Annotated in this window: 9 protein-coding genes; 6 read left to right on the forward strand and 3 right to left on the reverse strand. The window is 59.7% G+C overall.

Annotated elements, in window-relative coordinates:
* The first annotated feature begins 40 nt into the window (after nucleotides 1-40).
* The 3 genes from PMI35_RS17195 to PMI35_RS17185 all read left to right on the forward strand — a co-directional run bounded on the left by PMI35_RS17195 (nucleotide 41) and on the right by PMI35_RS17185 (nucleotide 4,109).
* Complete coding sequence (locus PMI35_RS17195; RefSeq protein WP_008059310.1) at nucleotides 41-1,402, forward strand: nucleobase:cation symporter-2 family protein; 1,362 nt, start codon at nucleotides 41-43, stop codon at nucleotides 1,400-1,402.
* A gap of 12 nt (nucleotides 1,403-1,414) precedes the next feature.
* Nucleotides 1,415-2,803: an amidohydrolase family protein gene (locus PMI35_RS17190; protein ID WP_008059312.1), complete on the forward strand. Its 1,389-nt coding sequence runs from the start codon at nucleotides 1,415-1,417 to the stop codon at nucleotides 2,801-2,803.
* Nucleotides 2,804-2,945: 142 nt separating this feature from the next.
* The gene (locus PMI35_RS17185; protein WP_008059314.1) at nucleotides 2,946-4,109 is read left to right on the forward strand and encodes an XdhC family protein; all 1,164 of its coding nucleotides are present in this window, start codon (nucleotides 2,946-2,948) and stop codon (nucleotides 4,107-4,109) included.
* On the opposite strand, the gene PMI35_RS17180 is transcribed toward PMI35_RS17185, so the two are convergent.
* From PMI35_RS17180 to PMI35_RS17170, 3 genes are all read right to left on the reverse strand, one after another.
* Complete coding sequence (locus PMI35_RS17180; protein WP_008059317.1) at nucleotides 4,106-9,955, reverse strand: DUF3320 domain-containing protein; 5,850 nt, start codon at nucleotides 9,953-9,955, stop codon at nucleotides 4,106-4,108. The two genes, PMI35_RS17185 and PMI35_RS17180, sit on opposite strands and share 4 nt — an antisense overlap.
* Before the next feature lie 199 nt (nucleotides 9,956-10,154).
* Complete coding sequence (locus PMI35_RS17175) at nucleotides 10,155-11,429, reverse strand: Zn-dependent hydrolase (protein ID WP_008059321.1); 1,275 nt, start codon at nucleotides 11,427-11,429, stop codon at nucleotides 10,155-10,157.
* 142 nt (nucleotides 11,430-11,571) lie between these two features.
* Nucleotides 11,572-13,056 (reverse strand): NCS1 family nucleobase:cation symporter-1, encoded by a 1,485-nt coding sequence (locus PMI35_RS17170; protein ID WP_008059322.1) that lies wholly within the window; start codon nucleotides 13,054-13,056, stop codon nucleotides 11,572-11,574.
* Nucleotides 13,057-13,597: 541 nt separating this feature from the next.
* Here PMI35_RS17170 and hydA point away from each other — a divergent pair.
* The 3 genes from hydA to preA all read left to right on the forward strand — a co-directional run bounded on the left by hydA (nucleotide 13,598) and on the right by preA (nucleotide 17,834).
* Nucleotides 13,598-15,037 (forward strand): dihydropyrimidinase, encoded by a 1,440-nt coding sequence (gene hydA / locus PMI35_RS17165; protein ID WP_008059326.1) that lies wholly within the window; start codon nucleotides 13,598-13,600, stop codon nucleotides 15,035-15,037.
* Nucleotides 15,038-15,191: 154 nt separating this feature from the next.
* On the forward strand, nucleotides 15,192-16,559 hold the full coding sequence (locus PMI35_RS17160) for an NAD(P)-dependent oxidoreductase (protein ID WP_032831582.1): 1,368 nt from the start codon (nucleotides 15,192-15,194) through the stop codon (nucleotides 16,557-16,559).
* Entirely contained in the window at nucleotides 16,560-17,834 is a 1,275-nt protein-coding gene (gene preA / locus PMI35_RS17155) for an NAD-dependent dihydropyrimidine dehydrogenase subunit PreA (RefSeq protein WP_008059328.1), read from the forward strand.
* Nucleotides 17,835-17,922 lie beyond the last annotated feature (88 nt).

The following is a 17,922-nucleotide window of genomic DNA, read 5'->3' on the forward strand; positions in this document are numbered from 1 at the left end:
CCCCTCTTTACCGAATAACAACAGCTAGAGGTGATTCTCCATGTCGTCAGCCAATACCCCCGCAACGTCATCCATCCACCCCGTCGACCGGGTTCTGCCGGTGCGGCAAATGCTTACCCTCGGCCTGCAGCACATGGCCGTTTCGTACATCGGCGCAATCGCAGTGCCGTTGATTGTCGCCAGCGCCCTGAAAATGTCCCAGGCCGACACGGTGGTGCTGATCAGCACCACGCTGTTCTGCTCGGGCATCGCCACCCTGCTGCAAACCGTCGGTTTCTGGAAATTCGGCGTGCGCCTGCCGATCCTCCAGGGCGTGGCGTTCAGCAGCGTGGGCCCGGTGATCGCCATCGGCACCAACCCGGACGTCGGTTTCGCCGGGGTCTGCGGCGCGGTGATCGGCGCGGGGATTTTCACCATGCTGATCGCACCGTTCGTGGGTCGATTACGTCGCTTTTTTCCACCCGTGGTCACCGGTTGCATCGTCACCGTGATCGGCCTGCAGCTGTTTCCGATTGCCTATGAGTGGGTCGGCGGCGGGCGCCATGCCAGTGATTTCGGCGCGCCAGCGTACCTGGCCGTAGCTGCGGTGGTGTTGCTCAGCATCCTGCTGGTCAACCGCTATGGCAGCCCGATGCTGCGCAACATGGCGGTGCTGGTGGGCATGCTGGTGGGCGCGGCGCTGGCTTACGGGCTGGGCATGGGCAGTTTTCACAGCGTGCAGGATTCGCCGTGGCTCACCGTGCCCTACCCGTTCTACTTCGGCCTGCCGACCTTCAGCCTGATTCCCATAGCGACCATGGTGGTGGTGATGATCGTGCAGATGGTCGAATCCATGGGGCTGTTCGTGGCCATTGGGGACATCGTCGACAAACCGGTGGAGGAGAAACAGGTGATCAACGGCCTGCGCGCCAATGGCCTGGCGAGCACCATCGCCGGGATGTTCGCGGCGTTCCCGTTCATTGCCTTCATGGAAAACGTCGGGCTGGTGATCCTCACCGGTGTGCGCAGTCGCTGGGTGGTCGCCATCAGCGGCTTGCTGATGTGCTCGGTGGCACTGGTGCCCAAGGCCGGGGCGATCATCGCCTCGATGCCGACGGCGGCCCTCGGCGGTGCCGGGATCGCCATGTTCGGCGTGGTCGCGGCAGCCGGGATCCAGACCCTGGCCAAGGTCGACTACGAGCGCAACCGCTACAACGTGCTGATCGTCGGCTTCACCCTCGCCGCCGCCCTGGTACCGGTGCTGGCCCCGGCCCTGTTCAAGCAATTGCCCGAATGGTCGCAGCCGTTCCTGCACAGCAGCGTGGTGATCGCCTGCCTGGTGTCGGTGCTGCTCAACGCCACCCTCAACGGCGTCAGCGTGCCTGATGCCGCCACCAGCGAATCCGCCACCCACAGCCTCTGACTGGAGCCGACCATGACTCAACTGCAAAACATCCTGATCAAGAACCCCGTGGCGGTGATGACCGGCCTGCGTGGCCCGCGGGCCAGGGCCGGCGCCCCGGACATCCGCATCGTCGACGGGCGCATCGCCGAAATGGCTCCGGGCCTTCAAGCGCAACCCGGAGAGCGGCTGATCGATGCGCGCCACGCGGTGGTGTATCCAGGCTGGATCAACACCCACCATCACCTGTTCCAGAACCTGCTCAAAGCGGTTCCCGAAGGATTGAACCAGGACCTGCAAGGCTGGCTGGCCAGCGTGCCCTACCCGCGCCTCAACCGTTTCACGCCGCAACTGGCGCGGATCGCCGCACAACTGGGCATGGCCGAACTGCTGCTGTCGGGCGTGACCACCTGCGCCGATCATCATTACCTCTACCATGCCAACAGCACCACCGAGACCGGTGACCTGCTGTTCGACATGGCCGATCAGTTCGGCCTGCGTTTCGTGCTGTGCCGGGGCGGCGCGCTGGAGTCCGCCAGCGCCCATCCGGGGTTCTCGAAAACCGCGCTGCAACCGGAAACCCTCGACCAGATGGTCGGTGACATCGAACGGCTGAAGTCGCGTTATCACCAGGACACCCCGGATGCCATGCGCCGGGTGGTGGTCGCGCCGACCACACCGACGTTTTCGCTGCCGCCGACGCTGCTGCGCGAACTGGCCCACACCGCCCGCGGCCTCGGTTTGCGCCTGCACACGCACCTGTCGGAAACGCAGAACTACGTGAACTTCTGCCGCGAGAAATACAACTGCCTGCCGGTGGAATTCGTCGCCGAACACGAATGGCTCGGCCCGGACGTGTGGTTCGCCCACGCCGTTCATATGCAACCCGCTGAAATCCGCATGCTCGCGCAAACCGGCACCGGCATCTCCCATTGCCCGGTGAGCAATGCGCGCCTCGGTAGCGGCGTCGCGCCGGTGCCGCAGATGTTCGAGGCCGGGGTGCCGATTTCCCTTGGCGTGGATGGCGTGGCCTCCAACGAGTCCGGCAGCATGGTGGGCGAAGCGAACACCGCGTGGCTGATTCACCGGGCACAGCAAGGCGCCTCGGCCACCACTGCCGAAGATGTCATCAACTGGGGTACGGCCGGCGGTGCCCAGGTGCTGGGGCTGGGTGCGGTCGGCACCCTGGAAATCGGCCAGGCGGCGGACCTGGTGATCTACGGCCTGGACCATCCACGCTTCTTCGGTTTCCACGACATTGCCGTCGCGCCGGTGGTGGCGGGTGAGCCGATCACGGTGAAGTACAGCCTGGTCGGTGGCCGGGTGGTGGTCGATAACGGCGAGATCCCGGGGCTGGACATGCAGCGGATGCGGGCCGAGGCCTTTGATGGAGTACGGCAGTTGATGAACATCGACAACTGATCCTCAAGCCACCCCGCTCCCCTGTAGGAGTGAGCCTGCTCGCGATAGCGGTGGGTCAGCTACATCGACGTTGACTGATGTACCGCAATCGCGAGCAGGCTCGCTCCCACAGGGTTCTCCACGATGCTTAGGATTTACTGCCATGTCCGGCTTCAATGATCTCTTACAAGCCATCGACACTGCCGCCCACCACGGCGAAGAAAGCGTCCTCGCCACCGTGGTCAAGGTGGAAGGCTCGGCCTACCGCCGTCCCGGTGCACGGATGCTCATCCCCATACACGGCCGCACGGTCGGCACCGTCAGCGGCGGTTGCCTGGAGCAGGACCTGGCGAAAAAAGCCTGGTGGCTCACCGATTCCGGCGAACCGGTGGTGCGCCGCTACAGCACAGGCGCCACCGAGGACGAAGACGACGAGCAAAGCGCCCTGACCTTTGGCCTGGGTTGCAACGGCACGGTATTCGTCATGCTCGAACGCCTGCGGGCAAAATCGCCATCCCCGGCCATCGAACTGCTGCGACGGGTGCGCGACCGTCAACAACCGGCCGCCATGGCCACGGTGATTGCCAGTTCCCGGGATGCATCGGCCAGGGTCGGTGACCGTCTGCTGTCAGACACCGAGGGCAGCCTGCGCAACCTGCAACTGAACGAGGCGATCCGCCGTGACCTGCACAAGACACTGACGCAGAAAAAATCCTCGACACGGCTCTACAGCAACGCCGGTGGTGAGGTCGAAGTGTTTTTCGAGTACATCGCCCCACCGCCCCGCCTGGTGATTATCGGCGCCGGCCACGACGCACAGCCGCTCGTGCGCATGGCCAAACTGCTGGACTGGCACGTCAGCGTCATCGACAGCCGCAGCCATTTCGCCCGCGCCGAACGTTTCCCGCAAGCCGACGCCGTTGTCCTCGCCAGCCTCGACAACCCGTTCGACCTGGCCCCGCTGATCGACGGCGCCTTTGTGGCGGTGATGACCCACAGCTACCGCCAGGACCGCCATTGGCTCGGGCTGGCGCTGCACGCCGCGCCCGCCTACATCGGCCAACTCGGCCCCAGGGAGCGCACCGAACGCCTGCTGGCGGAAATCGGCCCGGGCCACTCGGCGCTGCACTACCCGATGGGCCTCGACCTGGGTGGCGATGCACCGCAGAGCGTGGCGCTGGCGATACTCGCCGAGATGACGGCGGTGATGCATCAACGCCAGGGCGGGATGCTCAGGCATCGGGGCAAACCGATTCACCAGGTGGATCTTGTGGTCAGTGAAAAGCTTGAGCCGTCAGGTATATGCCCGCTGGCAAGCGCCACCTAGAGACCTGTTCCTGACTTCATCACCAACTCTATCCGCTCACGTGCCGCACTCGTCAAACGCTTCACACCGAATGCCTTGGCGATTTCGTGCGGTCTGTCACCTGCCGAAATCAAGGACGCGACGACCAGTAATTCTTCAGCTGCAATCTCTTCTACTGACCGAGCATCATTTGACGCGCCTGCGATCCGATAACTATTCCAGCCAACAACGTCGCTTTCAGAATGCCAGACGAACAGACCTTCGACAGGGTCGCTCCTCAGGTGATGATTTTTCTCTGTCAGATCCAGTACCCGTTCACGAATCAGACGTCCTGAGCGCTGAAAACCATGAGCCCTGGCAATCCGCTGAACCAACAACGAATCGAGTATTGGAGCTTCTTGAACTAGCACATGAGCAATCAAATCCGAAAGAACAGCGTCGTACTCTTGCGCGTAAAAGGCGTCGGCCTGAATCCGGTCACTCACATTCGTGAAGTCTGTGGCGCGATACTCGCCCTTCATGGCAGGCTTGGCGGGAGCAGCAAACGCGCCGGCAATCCTGATTTCCGCCTTCTCGTCAACGAGCCGATCCTGCTTGGAAGGACTGGCAATCGCCTCTGTCTGTTCAACGGTAGCTTCTGCCGACGGCGTCTGTACCAGGAGCAGATGAGGAACAGGTAGATCTTGAGGCTGTGCTAGCGCAGGGACTGCGCGCGACTCACTCAACAGGCTCTCGAGTGCCGCATGCAAACGATCAAGTGCTCCAGACTTGTCAATCCACCATTCGGTAGACCACAGTCGAACCAGTTTCCATCCCAATCCTTTGAGGATGGCACTTCGAACCTTGTCACGATCTCTCGCCGTAGCTGCACTGTGATAAGTCGCGCCATCGCATTCGACACCGGCGAGATAGTCGCCCGGTCTATCCGGATGGACGATCCCCAGGTCAATTCGGAAACGAGATACACCAATTTGAGGCACAACCTGCCAGCCCTTGCGTCTCAGCCCTTGAGCAACAGCTTCTTCAAAGGGCGAATCATAGCCACCTACAGATCCCTGCACCGCCTCGGCAAGCGCCTTTGGGCCACGTTGGGCAAACTCGATAAAGTGCTTCAAATCGCGTACAGCCCGGGTGTTGGTACGGTTCAAATCGACCATTGACGCGTCGAAAGATGAAAAAACCAACATTTCCCTGCGCGCACGTGTAATCGCGACATTCAAGCGGCGCCACCCACCCTCTTTGTTCAAGGGACCGAAGTTCATCGACATGACCTGGGCACCGGGTTCGGTCGGACCGTAGCCAATACCCAACATGATCAGATCTCGCTCATCGCCTTGCACCGTCTCCAGATTCTTGACCACGACAGGCTCAGCGATATCATCCTGGAAGAACGGCTCGATCTGCGGAAACTGCTGGCGCGCCCGGTCCAGCAAATCGGTAATCAATCTCTGTTGATCAGTGTTGAGCGTAATGATCCCGATGCTATGACCGGCAGCGACAAAGGCAGGGTCCAACAAACGCTTCACGGTTTCAGTAACGATAGCCTCGGCTTCTGCCTGATTGTGTCGCCCTTTGCCCTTCGCATAAACACCATCGACTCGTCGCCATTCCACGGCACTTGCGCGGGTTTCAGGCGCTGGAAAAGTAATCAGGTTACTGTCGTAGTAACGGTGGTTTGAAAATGCAATCAAGCTTTCATGACGACTACGGTAGTGCCAGCTAAGGCTGTGGCTTGGAATACCCGCGCCGAGACACTCATCCAGGATACTTTCCATATCTTCCGACGTATCATCCTCTGTCGCGGACGCAGCACGATTGAAGAAGTTCGTCGGCGGCATTTGTCGGGGATCTCCCGCAATCACGACCTGCTTGCCTCTTGCAATCGAACCGATGGCATCCCAAGGCGCGATTTGCGAAGCCTCATCGAAAATAACCAGGTCGAAAAGAGCCAGGTCCGTCGGTAAATACTGTGCAATCGAAAGCGGACTCATGAGCATGCAAGGGGCAAGCTTCGTCATGGCATCCCCCATCTCGACAGCCAGTTGTCGCACGGGTTTGTGGCGTCGGGACTTCTGCAACTCGTGCTTGAGAATGCCAAAGCCACCCTGCTTGCCAATCTCGTTTTTCGATGGAATCACACCACACAGCTTCGCTCGTATGTACCGCACTGTGAGTTTGGACAAGTCCTCATCAAGACGCACAAACGCCTCAATGTCGCTTGTGTGCTCGGCAGGTACGAAGTTTCGCAGCAACGGCTGGGCATCAATCATCACGGTCGCAAACCAGCGAGCGTAGGCAGTTTCGAAAGCATTGACAGTGCCACCTTCAGGCAATGCGTTCGACGCCAACGCATCACTTAAAGGCTGAAGCCCCGACGCTACCGCCTCCTCCCTGACTCGACACCAATCACACCAGGCCTTCAGCTTGGATTCCTGACGGATGATTGCATTGGCAGCCTCCAGCAGAGATTCGATTGTGAGCGTTTGCGCAATTGGCCGGTTGCCCAAATCGTTGAATCGCTTGGCAGTTTCGTTGAGGTCAGCGAATGCATTTTTCAACTGCTGCAATGCCGAAGCAATAAATCCGCCACCGCCCAGTAACTCATTGGCTTTTACGACAAGCTTTTCAGTCGCTGCGCGCAAGGAAATCAAATCTTCGGCAGACTCGGCTCTGGCGCTGATCATCGTCCTTAGACGTTCGCCCAGCTCGCACGCTTGAGCCATGGTTGGCGCATCACTGGACACGCCATTCCATCCAGGCACGGAACTTACATCCGCAGCCAGGCCGTCCAGCGCGGTAAGCAAGTTACGCAGCTGGTTGAGCTTGAACAGGTCCGACTCGACTTGCGGAACTCCGACGGCGCCCCCTGCCATTGCCAGATTTTTAGCGACCTTCTTTTTACCAAGCGTCGCCAGGAACCAGAATCTGGCCTTCGCCGTATCCCAATCGTTTTTGACCTGTTCAAGGTTGATAGTGCGACAAGCGTCTGGCGCATACCGCAGGGACAGCGACTGCTCGATCTCTCGATATTCTGCGAGTAATTGAGCAGCTTTTTTGGCAGCACCGATCTTCGCGCTCGCGTTCAGCGTAAAGACAAATGAAAGATCAATGCCGTGGGTATCCATCAGGACCGCGACAAACTGGATCAGTCGTTCGATATCCTCGCTACTTGCAACCGCCAGTGGAAGGTCGGTTGCTTTCAGCAAACTGGTGCTGGCGACCTTGAGTCGCTCGATGGCGCCCGGAAGATCATTCGCTGCAGCAACAATTGCTTCCTGCCATCCGTTCGACCAATCCGTAGGGGCCAACAGTGAAAAGCTTGCAGACAGCTCTCGTGCAGCCTGGCTATTGAGATCGAGGCGTCTGGCGACATCGTGCAACCGAGCGTAAGCCTGGGCGTCGTGAGTTGTGCCCTCTGGCCATCCAATACGCGGTATCGAGGCATCGCCATCGCGAACAACCCGGCCAATGGCCTGGTGCACGGACAAACCGTTTGGTGCGCGGCGATGCAACAGCTCAACCACTTCATTGAGTCGATTTCTCAGCGTATGCAGCTTCGCCGTTTCAGCTGTCCACTCTTCAGCGGTCAGCGCATCACGAACGTCCCACGCTCGCTCGAGTTGCTTGAGCACTTCAACTTTCGACGTCTTGCTCGAATGGAGTTCAAGACAGAATTCGCCTAACCCCTGTTCTTCAAGTCGACGATAGACCACGTCCAGCGCCGCCATTTTCTCAGCGACGAACAAGACCCTGCGGCCCAGGGCAAGGTTGTGCGCAATCATGTTTGCAATGGTTTGGGATTTACCGGTACCGGGAGGCCCGTCGAGTACAAAGTCACAACCACTGGCCGAAGCGACCACGGCCGCCAACTGAGAAGAATCCGCCGGTAACGGTGTAAAAAGATCGGCCGGGTTGACCTTCCTGTCCAGTTCATTGGGTTGAGGAAAGTCACCCGCCGTCGAATAACCTTCACCGCCAATGCTTCTTTCCAACAGGTGCTTGACCATGGGGCTTTTCAGAAGCTGTTCCGAACGCGCCGCCAGATCCTGCCACATCAGGTATTTCGCAAAGGAAAAAGTCCCCAGCACGAGCTCCGTGGTGACTTCGAATCCCGGCACATCCCTGATCGCGCGTCTGACCGTATTCCAGATGCCGGCTACATCGATACCGTTTTCATCGCTCGGAAGCTCCCCCTCCAACCCCGGGATGACCAACTCGAAATCGTGTCGCAGCAACTCAAGCAAGGTCAGGTTAAAACGAGGCTCATCTTCAAGCAGCGTCATGGTCACGCCCGACAAAGCGCTTTTTCGATCAAGCTTCACCGGTAGCAAAATCAAGGGAGCCGAATAAGTTTTCGGATCGTCTGCCGACTTTTTCCATTTTAGAAAACCGAGAGCGAGAAACAGCGTATTTGCGCCCCCTTCATCGAGATCACTCCGTGCTTTGCGATAGAGATCGATCAACGCGACTTCAAGCTTGCTCTTTTCCAGGGTGGCAAGTACTTCGCCTCGAGACAGCGCCGTCCTGGCATACTCATCGCGCAAACTTTCACTGTTCTGTTGCTCATACAGAGCCGCATCCCGCCCGCCCGCTTCGAGATCCGGCACGGAAACAATACGAATACGCTGTCCACTGGCGAGCTGATCCTCCAATTGCGCCGGATCAGGACAAATCAGTCGGACACCCTTTGCGCTGTCGGGCAAATGCAGCAGCCTGTTGCGCGTGGTGAGGTCAAGAAGTTTGCGCTGCCAAAGCGTTAACTTGCCGGCAGGGGAATCTGCATCCGTAGATATCTCTATGTCAAAGCCAGGCAAAGGGGGAGCTTCTTCCAAAGACTCTGATACTTCTTGCGGCTCTTCAGCGGGACCGGATTTAGGCACAGACACCGACGACGCCAAAGGCCGGATGCGCTGCATACGCGCCCGATGTATATCAATGGCCATGATGAAGTCTTCATCATTGATTTGCCGCTCTGCATTGCTTATTGCCTGGCTGAAACCCGGCACAGGAAAACGGGTTGCGAGCGTCGTTTCAAATACGAGTAATTCTTTCAAGTCGATACGCTTACGTACCGCGCTGGCTTCGTCCGTAATGAGCTGGGAGAACTCTTGTGGTTGAAGCCAAACGCCCACAAACGCATGCCCTTTGGTCATGATCAAAAGGGCATTTAGCCCGGCCTGCTCCAGAGCTGCCGCAAATAACAAAGCCGTATCCAGGCACGTCGCTACACCTGCGTCCAGAATAAGGCCCGGCGTTCGAACCTTTTGCCCCTGGGTTTCAAAACTTGCGGGGGGTAACGCATAACTCAGTCTTAACCCGCAAACAGCCGACCATATCGCGGAGGCCAGCTCCCACGTCCTGGTCCTGGATTTGCTTTCGTATCCATCAATGCCATCTGCCTTTCCTGCCCGACGCAAAACGTCCGATGCAGACTTCAAGATTCGATCGATCGCAGGGTCATTCGGCATGGCAAACGCGGGCAACAGCTCTGGCATGGAGTTGATTCCGCCCCATTCATTTTTTGCCAGAAGCTCAACCGCAAATGATTGGCTGAAGAGCGTTTCATCTTCGCAGCGAAGACGCAGAACGACGGTTGCCGCAAGACTTTCTGCAAGGTCAGCAAGATAGCCGGCATTAAGCGCCAGATTGCGCTCGGAAATATGAAGCGTCGACCCTTTACCCAGACGGTCCAGGCGCCACGTTTTACCTTCGAGAAAGGGTGGATCTGCCACAAGCTCCAGTTCAAGATCGTTGAAGTCTGCCTCACCGTGGTTGTGCACCGTCAGCTCTCTCAGAACCGGCACAGCATTTTGGTGGGAAGCGAAGCCAATCTTGTTGGCGATTACCCCCTCGATCTTGATGGTCATTAACCATTACTCCATGGTGAACTTGACAGCACGACTGTTAATACATGCACAAATGGCGGGCATACTCCCCGACACACAGGATTTTTGAAACTGCTTTTTTTGAATATCGTAGTTTTTCACCCAGCTATAAAAAAACGGCCGCAAGGCCGTTTCTTTAATTGAAGTAGTTACACACCCAATGGGGTTATCCGCTACCTGCTTAACTGACGCCAGCGATCGCCGCCGAAGCCGCCAGCATCGCCCGCAAGAGCACCGCACACCCGGCCGCCAGATCATCCGGAGCGGCGTTTTCGATTTCGTTGTGGCTGATGCCGCCTTCACAGGGTACGAAGATCATCCCGGCCGGTCCCAGCTCGGCAAGGAAGATTGCGTCGTGCCCTGCGCCGCTGACGATGTCCATGTGTGACAGGCCCAGCCCTTGCGCTGCGCTACGTACCGCTTCGACGCAACCCTTGTCGAAATACAGCGGCGGGAAATCTGCCGTCGGGGTCAGTTCGAAGGTCAGGCCGTGTTCTTCGCAGATGGTTTCGATGACTTCGCGGACTTCGGCGATCATTGAGTCCAGACGCGCCGGTTCCAGGTGACGGAAGTCCAGTGTCATGCGCACTTCGCCCGGGATGACGTTACGCGAGCCAGGATAGGCTTGCAGACAGCCAACGGTGCCACAGGCATGGGGCTGATGACTCAGGGCGGCACGGTTGACGGCGCCGACGATCACCGCCGCGCCGACCAGGGCATCCTTGCGCAGGTGCATCGGCGTTGGGCCGGCGTGGGCTTCGACGCCGCGCAGTTTCAGGTCGAACCATTTCTGTCCAAGGGCGCCCATGACCACGCCAATGGTTTTGCGTTCGTCCTCCAGAATCGGGCCTTGCTCGATGTGCGCCTCGAAATAGGCGCCCACCGCGTGACCGCTGACGTTGCGGGTTCCCGCGTAGCCAATGGCGTTGAGTGCTTCGCCTACCGTCACGCCCTCGGCGTCGACCTTGGCCAGGGTTTCTTCCAGGGTGAATTTCTCGGCGAAGACGCCGGAGCCCATCATGCACGGGGCGAAGCGCGAGCCTTCTTCGTTGGTCCACACCACCACTTCCAGCGGCGCTTCGGTCTCGATGCCCAGGTCATTGAGGGTGCGCAGCACTTCGACGCCGGCCAGTACACCGAAGCATCCATCGAACTTGCCTCCCGTGGGCTGGGTGTCGATGTGGCTGCCGGTCATCACCGGTGGCAGGTCCGGGTTGCGCCCAGGGCGGCGGGCGAAAATATTGCCGACGGCGTCGATGCTGACGGTGCAGCCGGCTTCCTCACACCACTTCACGAACGTATCCCGGGCCTGGCGGTCGAGGTCGGTCAGGGCCAGGCGACAGACGCCACCCTTGACCGTGGCGCCGAGCTTGGCCAGCTCCATGAGCGACTGCCACAGGCGGTCGCGGTTGATGTGCTGATGGGTCGATTGCAGAACGTCTACGGCTGCGTTCATGGGGATCTCCTCAGGCTGTTCTTATGGTTTAGGCAATTGCGTGGTGTCTTTGAGGCCTCATCGCTGGCAATCCAGCTCCCACAGGTATTGTGAACGCCCGAGAACCCTGTGGGAGCTGGCTTGCCAGCGATGGGGCCCTACCTCACACCGCAGATTTCGCGACAGATGGACTGGGCCGCATCGCGCACAGCCCGTAGTAAATCAACCCACCCAGGGCCGAGCCGGTAAACCAGCCATAGCTGTAGAACCAGCTGAACACATCGCTGCCCAGCGACAGCAACGTCAACACCACCGGCACCCCGAAGGCGATAAAACCGTTCCAGTTCCACGCCGGATACACGTCGTCACGGTAAAGCCCGGCCAGGTCCAGCTGCTGCTTCTTGATCAGGAAATAGTCCACCACCATGATCCCGGCAATCGGCCCCAGCAGGCTGGAATAGCCGAGCAGCCAGTTGGAATAGACCGTTTCCAGGCTCAGGTCGGAAACGATCAGACCGAGTTTTTTCAGCAGTTCATGGGCCATCAACGCCAGCCCGACCAGCCCGGTGAGCATCACCGCCTTGGTCCGGTTGATCGCCTTGGGGGCGATGTTCTGGAAGTCGTTGGTGGGCGATACGATGTTGGCCGCGGTGTTGGTCGACAGCGTGGCGATGATGATCAGCGCCATGGCCAGCGCCACCCAGACCGGGCTCTGGATGTGGCCGATCAGGGTCACCGGGTCGGACACCGTCACCCCCACCAGCTTCACCGAGGCGGCGGTCATCACCACGCCCAGGGAGGCGAACAGGAACATGGTCAGTGGCAGGCCGATGATCTGCCCGACAATCTGGTCTTTCTGACTTTTCGCGTAGCGACTGAAGTCGGGGATGTTCAGCGACAACGTGGCCCAGAACCCGACCATCGCGGTCAGCCCCGCCGCGAAGTAACTGGCCACGCCCGCGCCTTCGGGACGCTTGGCCGGGATCGCCAGAAGCTCGGTCATCGACACGTTGGGCATGGCCCACACCAGCAACCCGACGCCCACCAGCACCAACAACGGTGCCGAGAGGGTTTCCAGCCATTTGATCGACTCGGCACCGCGAATCACCACCCACAGATTCAGCGCCCAGAACACCATGAAGCCGATGACCTCGCCGGTGCCGCCCAGGGATTTCCAGCCCTCGAACACCGAGCCCAGGAACAGGTGGATCGCCAGGCCACCGAACATGGTCTGGATGCCGAACCAGCCACACGCCACCAAGGCGCGGATCAGGCACGGGATGTTGGACCCGAAGATGCCGAAGGACGAACGCAGCAGCACCGGAAACGGGATGCCGTACTTGGTGCCGGGAAACGCGTTGAGCGTCAGCGGGATCAATACGATGATGTTGGCGAACAGAATCGCCAGCAGCGCTTCACCGACACTCAGGCCGAAGTACGCCGTCAGTACCCCGCCCAGGGTGTAAGTCGGCACGCAAATCGCCATGCCCACCCACAATGCCGTGATGTGCCATTTGTTCCAGGTTCGCTCGCGCACCTTGGTCGGTGCTATGTCGTGGTTGTAACGGGGACTGTCGAGGACATCGCTGCCGGCTTCCAGCTCGAACAAGCCGTCGCGCTCGTTCACTTGCGATCTGATCTGTTGCATGGCCGCTCCACTGATCTTTGAATTATTTTTGCTCATCAGGGGCTGGCGGCTTCAATAAACGTGCCGGTTGCCCCGCTTGCGCATCGGGCAGTTCCATAAACACTTTGTAAACAACTGATGTTTATCAGTTTTATTGGATCAACGGGGCAGCACTTGGTTAAAGGTCATGCCACTGGTCCGCCAAGTTGTCCGAACAGTCAGGACTCAATCTGGTGCATCGATGTTTTTCCCACGGTCGCGCATCAACCATAGACCATCCTCAAACGGCTGATTTCACATAAGAAATCTTGACCATATTTAGATCCTGTCAAGTGCGTCAAAATGGTGAGCGGGCGCACCATTTTGCTGATTTTTGCTATTTATCTTTATTTATCAGATAGTTAAAACAATCATAAGCTTATAAAAAATATTCTTGCTGATTCCCATAACTCGGACTAGCTTTTAATCCTGACAGCGATGACAGGAATACAACGGTTGACGCTGGCCTCATATAAAACATCTAGAACCGGCATCAGCCGGTCATGCCTGCGAGGAACTCGGAATGTCTCTGTTGATCCGTGGCGCCACCGTTATTACCCATGATGAAAGTTTTCGCGCCGATGTGTATTGCGCAGACGGCATAATCAAAGCCATTGGCGAAGACCTCGAGGCTCCCGCAGGTGCCGAGATACTTGACGGCAGCGGTCAGTACCTGATGCCCGGCGGCATCGACCCCCACACCCACATGCAGCTGCCCTTCATGGGCACCGTGGCCAGTGAAGACTTTTTCAGTGGCACGGCGGCGGGTTTGGCCGGTGGCACCACGTCGATCATCGATTTCGTGATTCCCAATCCGCAGCAGTCCCTGATGGAAGCCTTTCATCAGTGGCGCGGCTGGGCCGAAAAGTCGGCGTCCGACTACGGCTTCCACGTCGCCATCACCTGGTGGAGTGAACAGGTTCGCGAAGAAATGGCCGAGCTGGTGATTCATCACGGGGTCAACAGCTTCAAGCATTTCATGGCCTACAAGAACGCGATCATGGCGGCGGATGACACCCTGGTGGCAAGTTTCGAGCGCTGCCTGGAACTGGGCGCGGTCCCGACCGTGCATGCGGAAAACGGCGAGCTGGTGTATCACCTGCAACGCAAACTCATGGCCCAGGGCATGACCGGGCCCGAAGCGCATCCCCTATCGCGCCCCTCGCAGGTGGAAGGCGAAGCCGCGAGTCGCGCCATCCGCATTGCCGAAACCCTCGGCACGCCGCTGTATCTGGTCCACGTCTCGACCAAGGAGGCCCTCGACGAAATCACCTATGCCCGCGCCAAAGGCCAACCGGTCTACGGCGAAGTGCTGGCCGGGCATCTGCTGCTGGACGACAGCGTCTACCGGCACCCGGACTGGCAAACCGCCGCCGGTTACGTGATGAGCCCGCCGTTCCGTCCTCGCGGTCATCAGGAGGCACTCTGGCACGGTTTGCAGGCGGGTAACCTGCACACCACCGCCACCGATCACTGCTGCTTCTGCGCCGAGCAAAAAGCCGCCGGCAAGGACGACTTCAGCAAGATCCCCAACGGCACCGCCGGCATCGAAGACCGCATGGCCGTGTTGTGGGACGAAGGCGTGAACACCGGGCGCTTTTCGATGCAGCAATTCGTGGCGCTGACCTCCACCAACACCGCGAAGATCTTCAACCTCTACCCACGCAAAGGCGCGATCCGCGTCGGCGCCGATGCCGATCTGGTGCTGTGGGACCCGCAAGGCACGCGGACGATTTCCGCCAAGACCCATCACCAGCAGGTCGACTTCAACATCTTCGAAGGCAAGACAGTACGCGGTGTGCCGAGCCATACCATCAGCCAGGGGCGCGTGGTTTGGGCCGATGGCGATCTGCGGGCCGAGCGCGGTGCCGGGCGCTACATCGAACGGCCGGCTTATCCGGCGGTGTTCGATTTGCTGAGCAAGCGGGCTGAGTTGAATCAGCCTACAGCGGTTAAACGCTGAAAGCGGCCTCCGGCCTATCGCTGGCAAGCCAGCTCCCACAGGTTATGTGAACGACCGAGATCCCTGTGGGAGCTGGCTTGCCAGCGAAGAGGCCGGTACAGGCAAAAAAATGCCCATCAGAGGCAGCACCTCAAATAACCGTGAGGCCAAAACCGTGATCAAGACCCTGACCCACCTCCCGCATCCCGCAGAGAATGCGGCCGCCCTCGCCGGTCATTTCACCGACCTGGCGCCGCCACTCAACGATCGCCAGGCTCACCTGGAAGCTTCGCGCTGCCTGTATTGCTACGACGCGCCCTGCGTGAATGCCTGCCCGAGCGAAATCGATATTCCCTCGTTCATCCGCAACATCCACCAGGACAACGTGCAGGGCGCGGCGCAGAGAATCCTCTCCGCCAACATCCTCGGCGGCAGTTGCGCCCGGGTCTGCCCGACCGAGATTCTTTGCCAGCAAGCCTGTGTGCGCAACAACGCCCATGAATGCGCGCCGGTGTTGATCGGCCTGTTACAGCGTTATGCCGTGGACAACGCGCACTTCAGCCAGCACCCGTTCCCCCGTGCCGCCGCCACCGGCAAGCGCATTGCCGTGGTCGGTGCCGGGCCAGCCGGGTTGTCCTGCGCCCACCGCAGTGCCATGCACGGCCATGACGTGGTGATTTTCGAGGCCAGGGAAAAGGCCGGCGGCCTGAATGAATACGGGATCGCCAAATACAAACTGGTGGACGACTACGCACAGAAGGAGCTGGACTTCCTGCTGCAAATCGGTGGGATCGAAATCCGCCACGGGCAAAAACTCGGGGAAAACCTCAGCCTCAGCGACCTGCATCAGCAATTCGACGCGGTGTTCCTCGGCCTAGGCCTGGCAGCCAGCAAACAGCTGGGCCTCGCGCATGAAGACGCCCCCGGCCTGATGGCCGCCACCGATTACATCCGCGAACTGCGCCAGGCCGATGACCTGAGCCAGTTACCACTGGCCGACCACTGCATCGTGCTCGGCGCCGGCAACACCGCCATCGACATGGCCGTGCAAATGGCCCGGCTCGGCGCCCACGACGTCAACCTGGTCTATCGCCGTGGCGTCGAGGACATGGGCGCGACCCACCACGAACAGGAAATCGCCAAGGCCAATCAGGTACGCCTGATGACCTGGGCCCAACCGGAAGAAGTCTTGCTCGATGCCCAAGGCCAGGTGCGCGGCATGCGATTCGCCCGCACCCATCTGGTTGAAGGCCGCTTGCAAACCACCGGTGAAACCTTCGAGCTGGCCGCCGACGCGATTTTCAAGGCCATCGGCCAGGCCTTCGACAGCAGCGCCCTCGCCGATCCGCTGGCCCGGGAACTCAAGCGTGAGGGTGATCGCATACAGGTGGACGAACACCTGCGCACCAGCATCCCCGGCGTGTATGCCGGCGGCGACTGCACCAGCCTCGACCAGGATCTCACCGTGCAGGCAGTACAACACGGCAAACGCGCCGCCGAGGCAATCAACGCTCAACTGATGCTCAACGTGGAGGCTGCATAAATGGCCGATCTGTCGATTGTCTTCGCTGGCATCAAGTCCCCCAACCCGTTCTGGCTGGCCTCCGCACCGCCGACCGACAAGGCCTACAACGTGGTCCGCGCCTTCGAGGCCGGCTGGGGCGGCGTGGTCTGGAAAACCCTGGGGGAAGACCCGGCGGCGGTCAACGTGTCGTCGCGCTATTCGGCGCACTTCGGGGCTAACCGGGAGGTACTGGGTTTCAACAACATCGAACTGATCACCGATCGCTCACTGGAGATCAACCTGCGGGAAATCACCCAGGTCAAGAAGGACTGGCCAGACCGCGCGCTGATCGTGTCGCTGATGGTGCCCTGTGTCGAAGAATCCTGGAAACACATCCTGCCGCTGGTGGAGGCCACGGGGGCCGATGGCATCGAACTGAACTTCGGTTGCCCCCACGGCATGCCCGAGCGCGGCATGGGCGCGGCGGTCGGCCAGGTGCCGGAATACGTCGAGCAGGTCACCCGCTGGTGCAAGACCTATTGCTCATTGCCGGTGATCGTCAAGCTGACGCCGAACATCACCGATATCCGCGTGGCTGCCCGCGCGGCGCACCGAGGCGGCGCGGATGCCGTGTCGCTGATCAACACGATCAACTCGATCACCAGCGTCAACCTGGAGCGCATGGTTGCCAATCCGATTGTCGGCAGCCAAAGCACCCATGGCGGCTATTGCGGCTCGGCGGTCAAGCCGATCGCCTTGAACATGGTCGCCGAAATCGCCCGCGACCCGCAGACCCATGGCCTGCCGATCAGCGGCATCGGCGGCATCGGCAACTGGCGCGATGCCGCCGAATTCATTGCCCTGGGCAGCGGCTCGGTGCAAGTGTGCACGGCGGCGATGCTGCATGGTTTCCGCATCGTCGAGGAGATGAAGGACGGCCTGTCACGCTGGATGGACAGTCAGGGCTATACCAGCATCGCCGAGTTTTCCGGGCGTGCGGTGGGCAATACCACGGACTGGAAGTACCTGGACATCAACTATCAGGTGATCGCGAAGATCGATCAGGAAGCGTGCATTGGTTGTGGGCGCTGCCATATCGCCTGCGAAGACACCTCGCACCAGGCGGTGGCCAGCCTCAAACAGGCGGACGGTACCCACAAGTATCAAGTGATCGAAGATGAATGCGTGGGCTGCAACCTGTGCCAGATCACCTGCCCGGTGCAGGATTGCATCGAGATGGTGCCGATGGAGAACGGCAAGCCGTTTCTGGACTGGAATCATGATCCGAGGAATCCCTATCACGTTGCGGTTTGATTTTTAAGATCAAGAGATCGCAGCCTCGTTGCACTCGACAGCTCAAAGGGATGCGTTCCCCCCTGTAGGAGCTGCCGAGTGCAACGAG

Origin of the sequence: Pseudomonas sp. GM78 (assembly GCF_000282475.1) — a bacterium.
Taxonomy (GTDB): Bacteria; Pseudomonadota; Gammaproteobacteria; order Pseudomonadales; family Pseudomonadaceae; genus Aquipseudomonas.

Coding starts and splice junctions, on each gene's coding strand:
- PMI35_RS17195 (WP_008059310.1), top strand. CDS start 41: ATGTCGTCAGCCAATACCCCCGCAACGTCATCCATCCACCCCGTCGAC.
- PMI35_RS17190 (WP_008059312.1), top strand. CDS start 1,415: ATGACTCAACTGCAAAACATCCTGATCAAGAACCCCGTGGCGGTGATG.
- PMI35_RS17185 (WP_008059314.1), top strand. CDS start 2,946: ATGTCCGGCTTCAATGATCTCTTACAAGCCATCGACACTGCCGCCCAC.
- PMI35_RS17180 (WP_008059317.1), bottom strand. CDS start 9,955: ATGACCATCAAGATCGAGGGGGTAATCGCCAACAAGATTGGCTTCGCT.
- PMI35_RS17175 (WP_008059321.1), bottom strand. CDS start 11,429: ATGAACGCAGCCGTAGACGTTCTGCAATCGACCCATCAGCACATCAAC.
- PMI35_RS17170 (WP_008059322.1), bottom strand. CDS start 13,056: ATGCAACAGATCAGATCGCAAGTGAACGAGCGCGACGGCTTGTTCGAG.
- hydA (WP_008059326.1), top strand. CDS start 13,598: ATGTCTCTGTTGATCCGTGGCGCCACCGTTATTACCCATGATGAAAGT.
- preA (WP_008059328.1), top strand. CDS start 16,560: ATGGCCGATCTGTCGATTGTCTTCGCTGGCATCAAGTCCCCCAACCCG.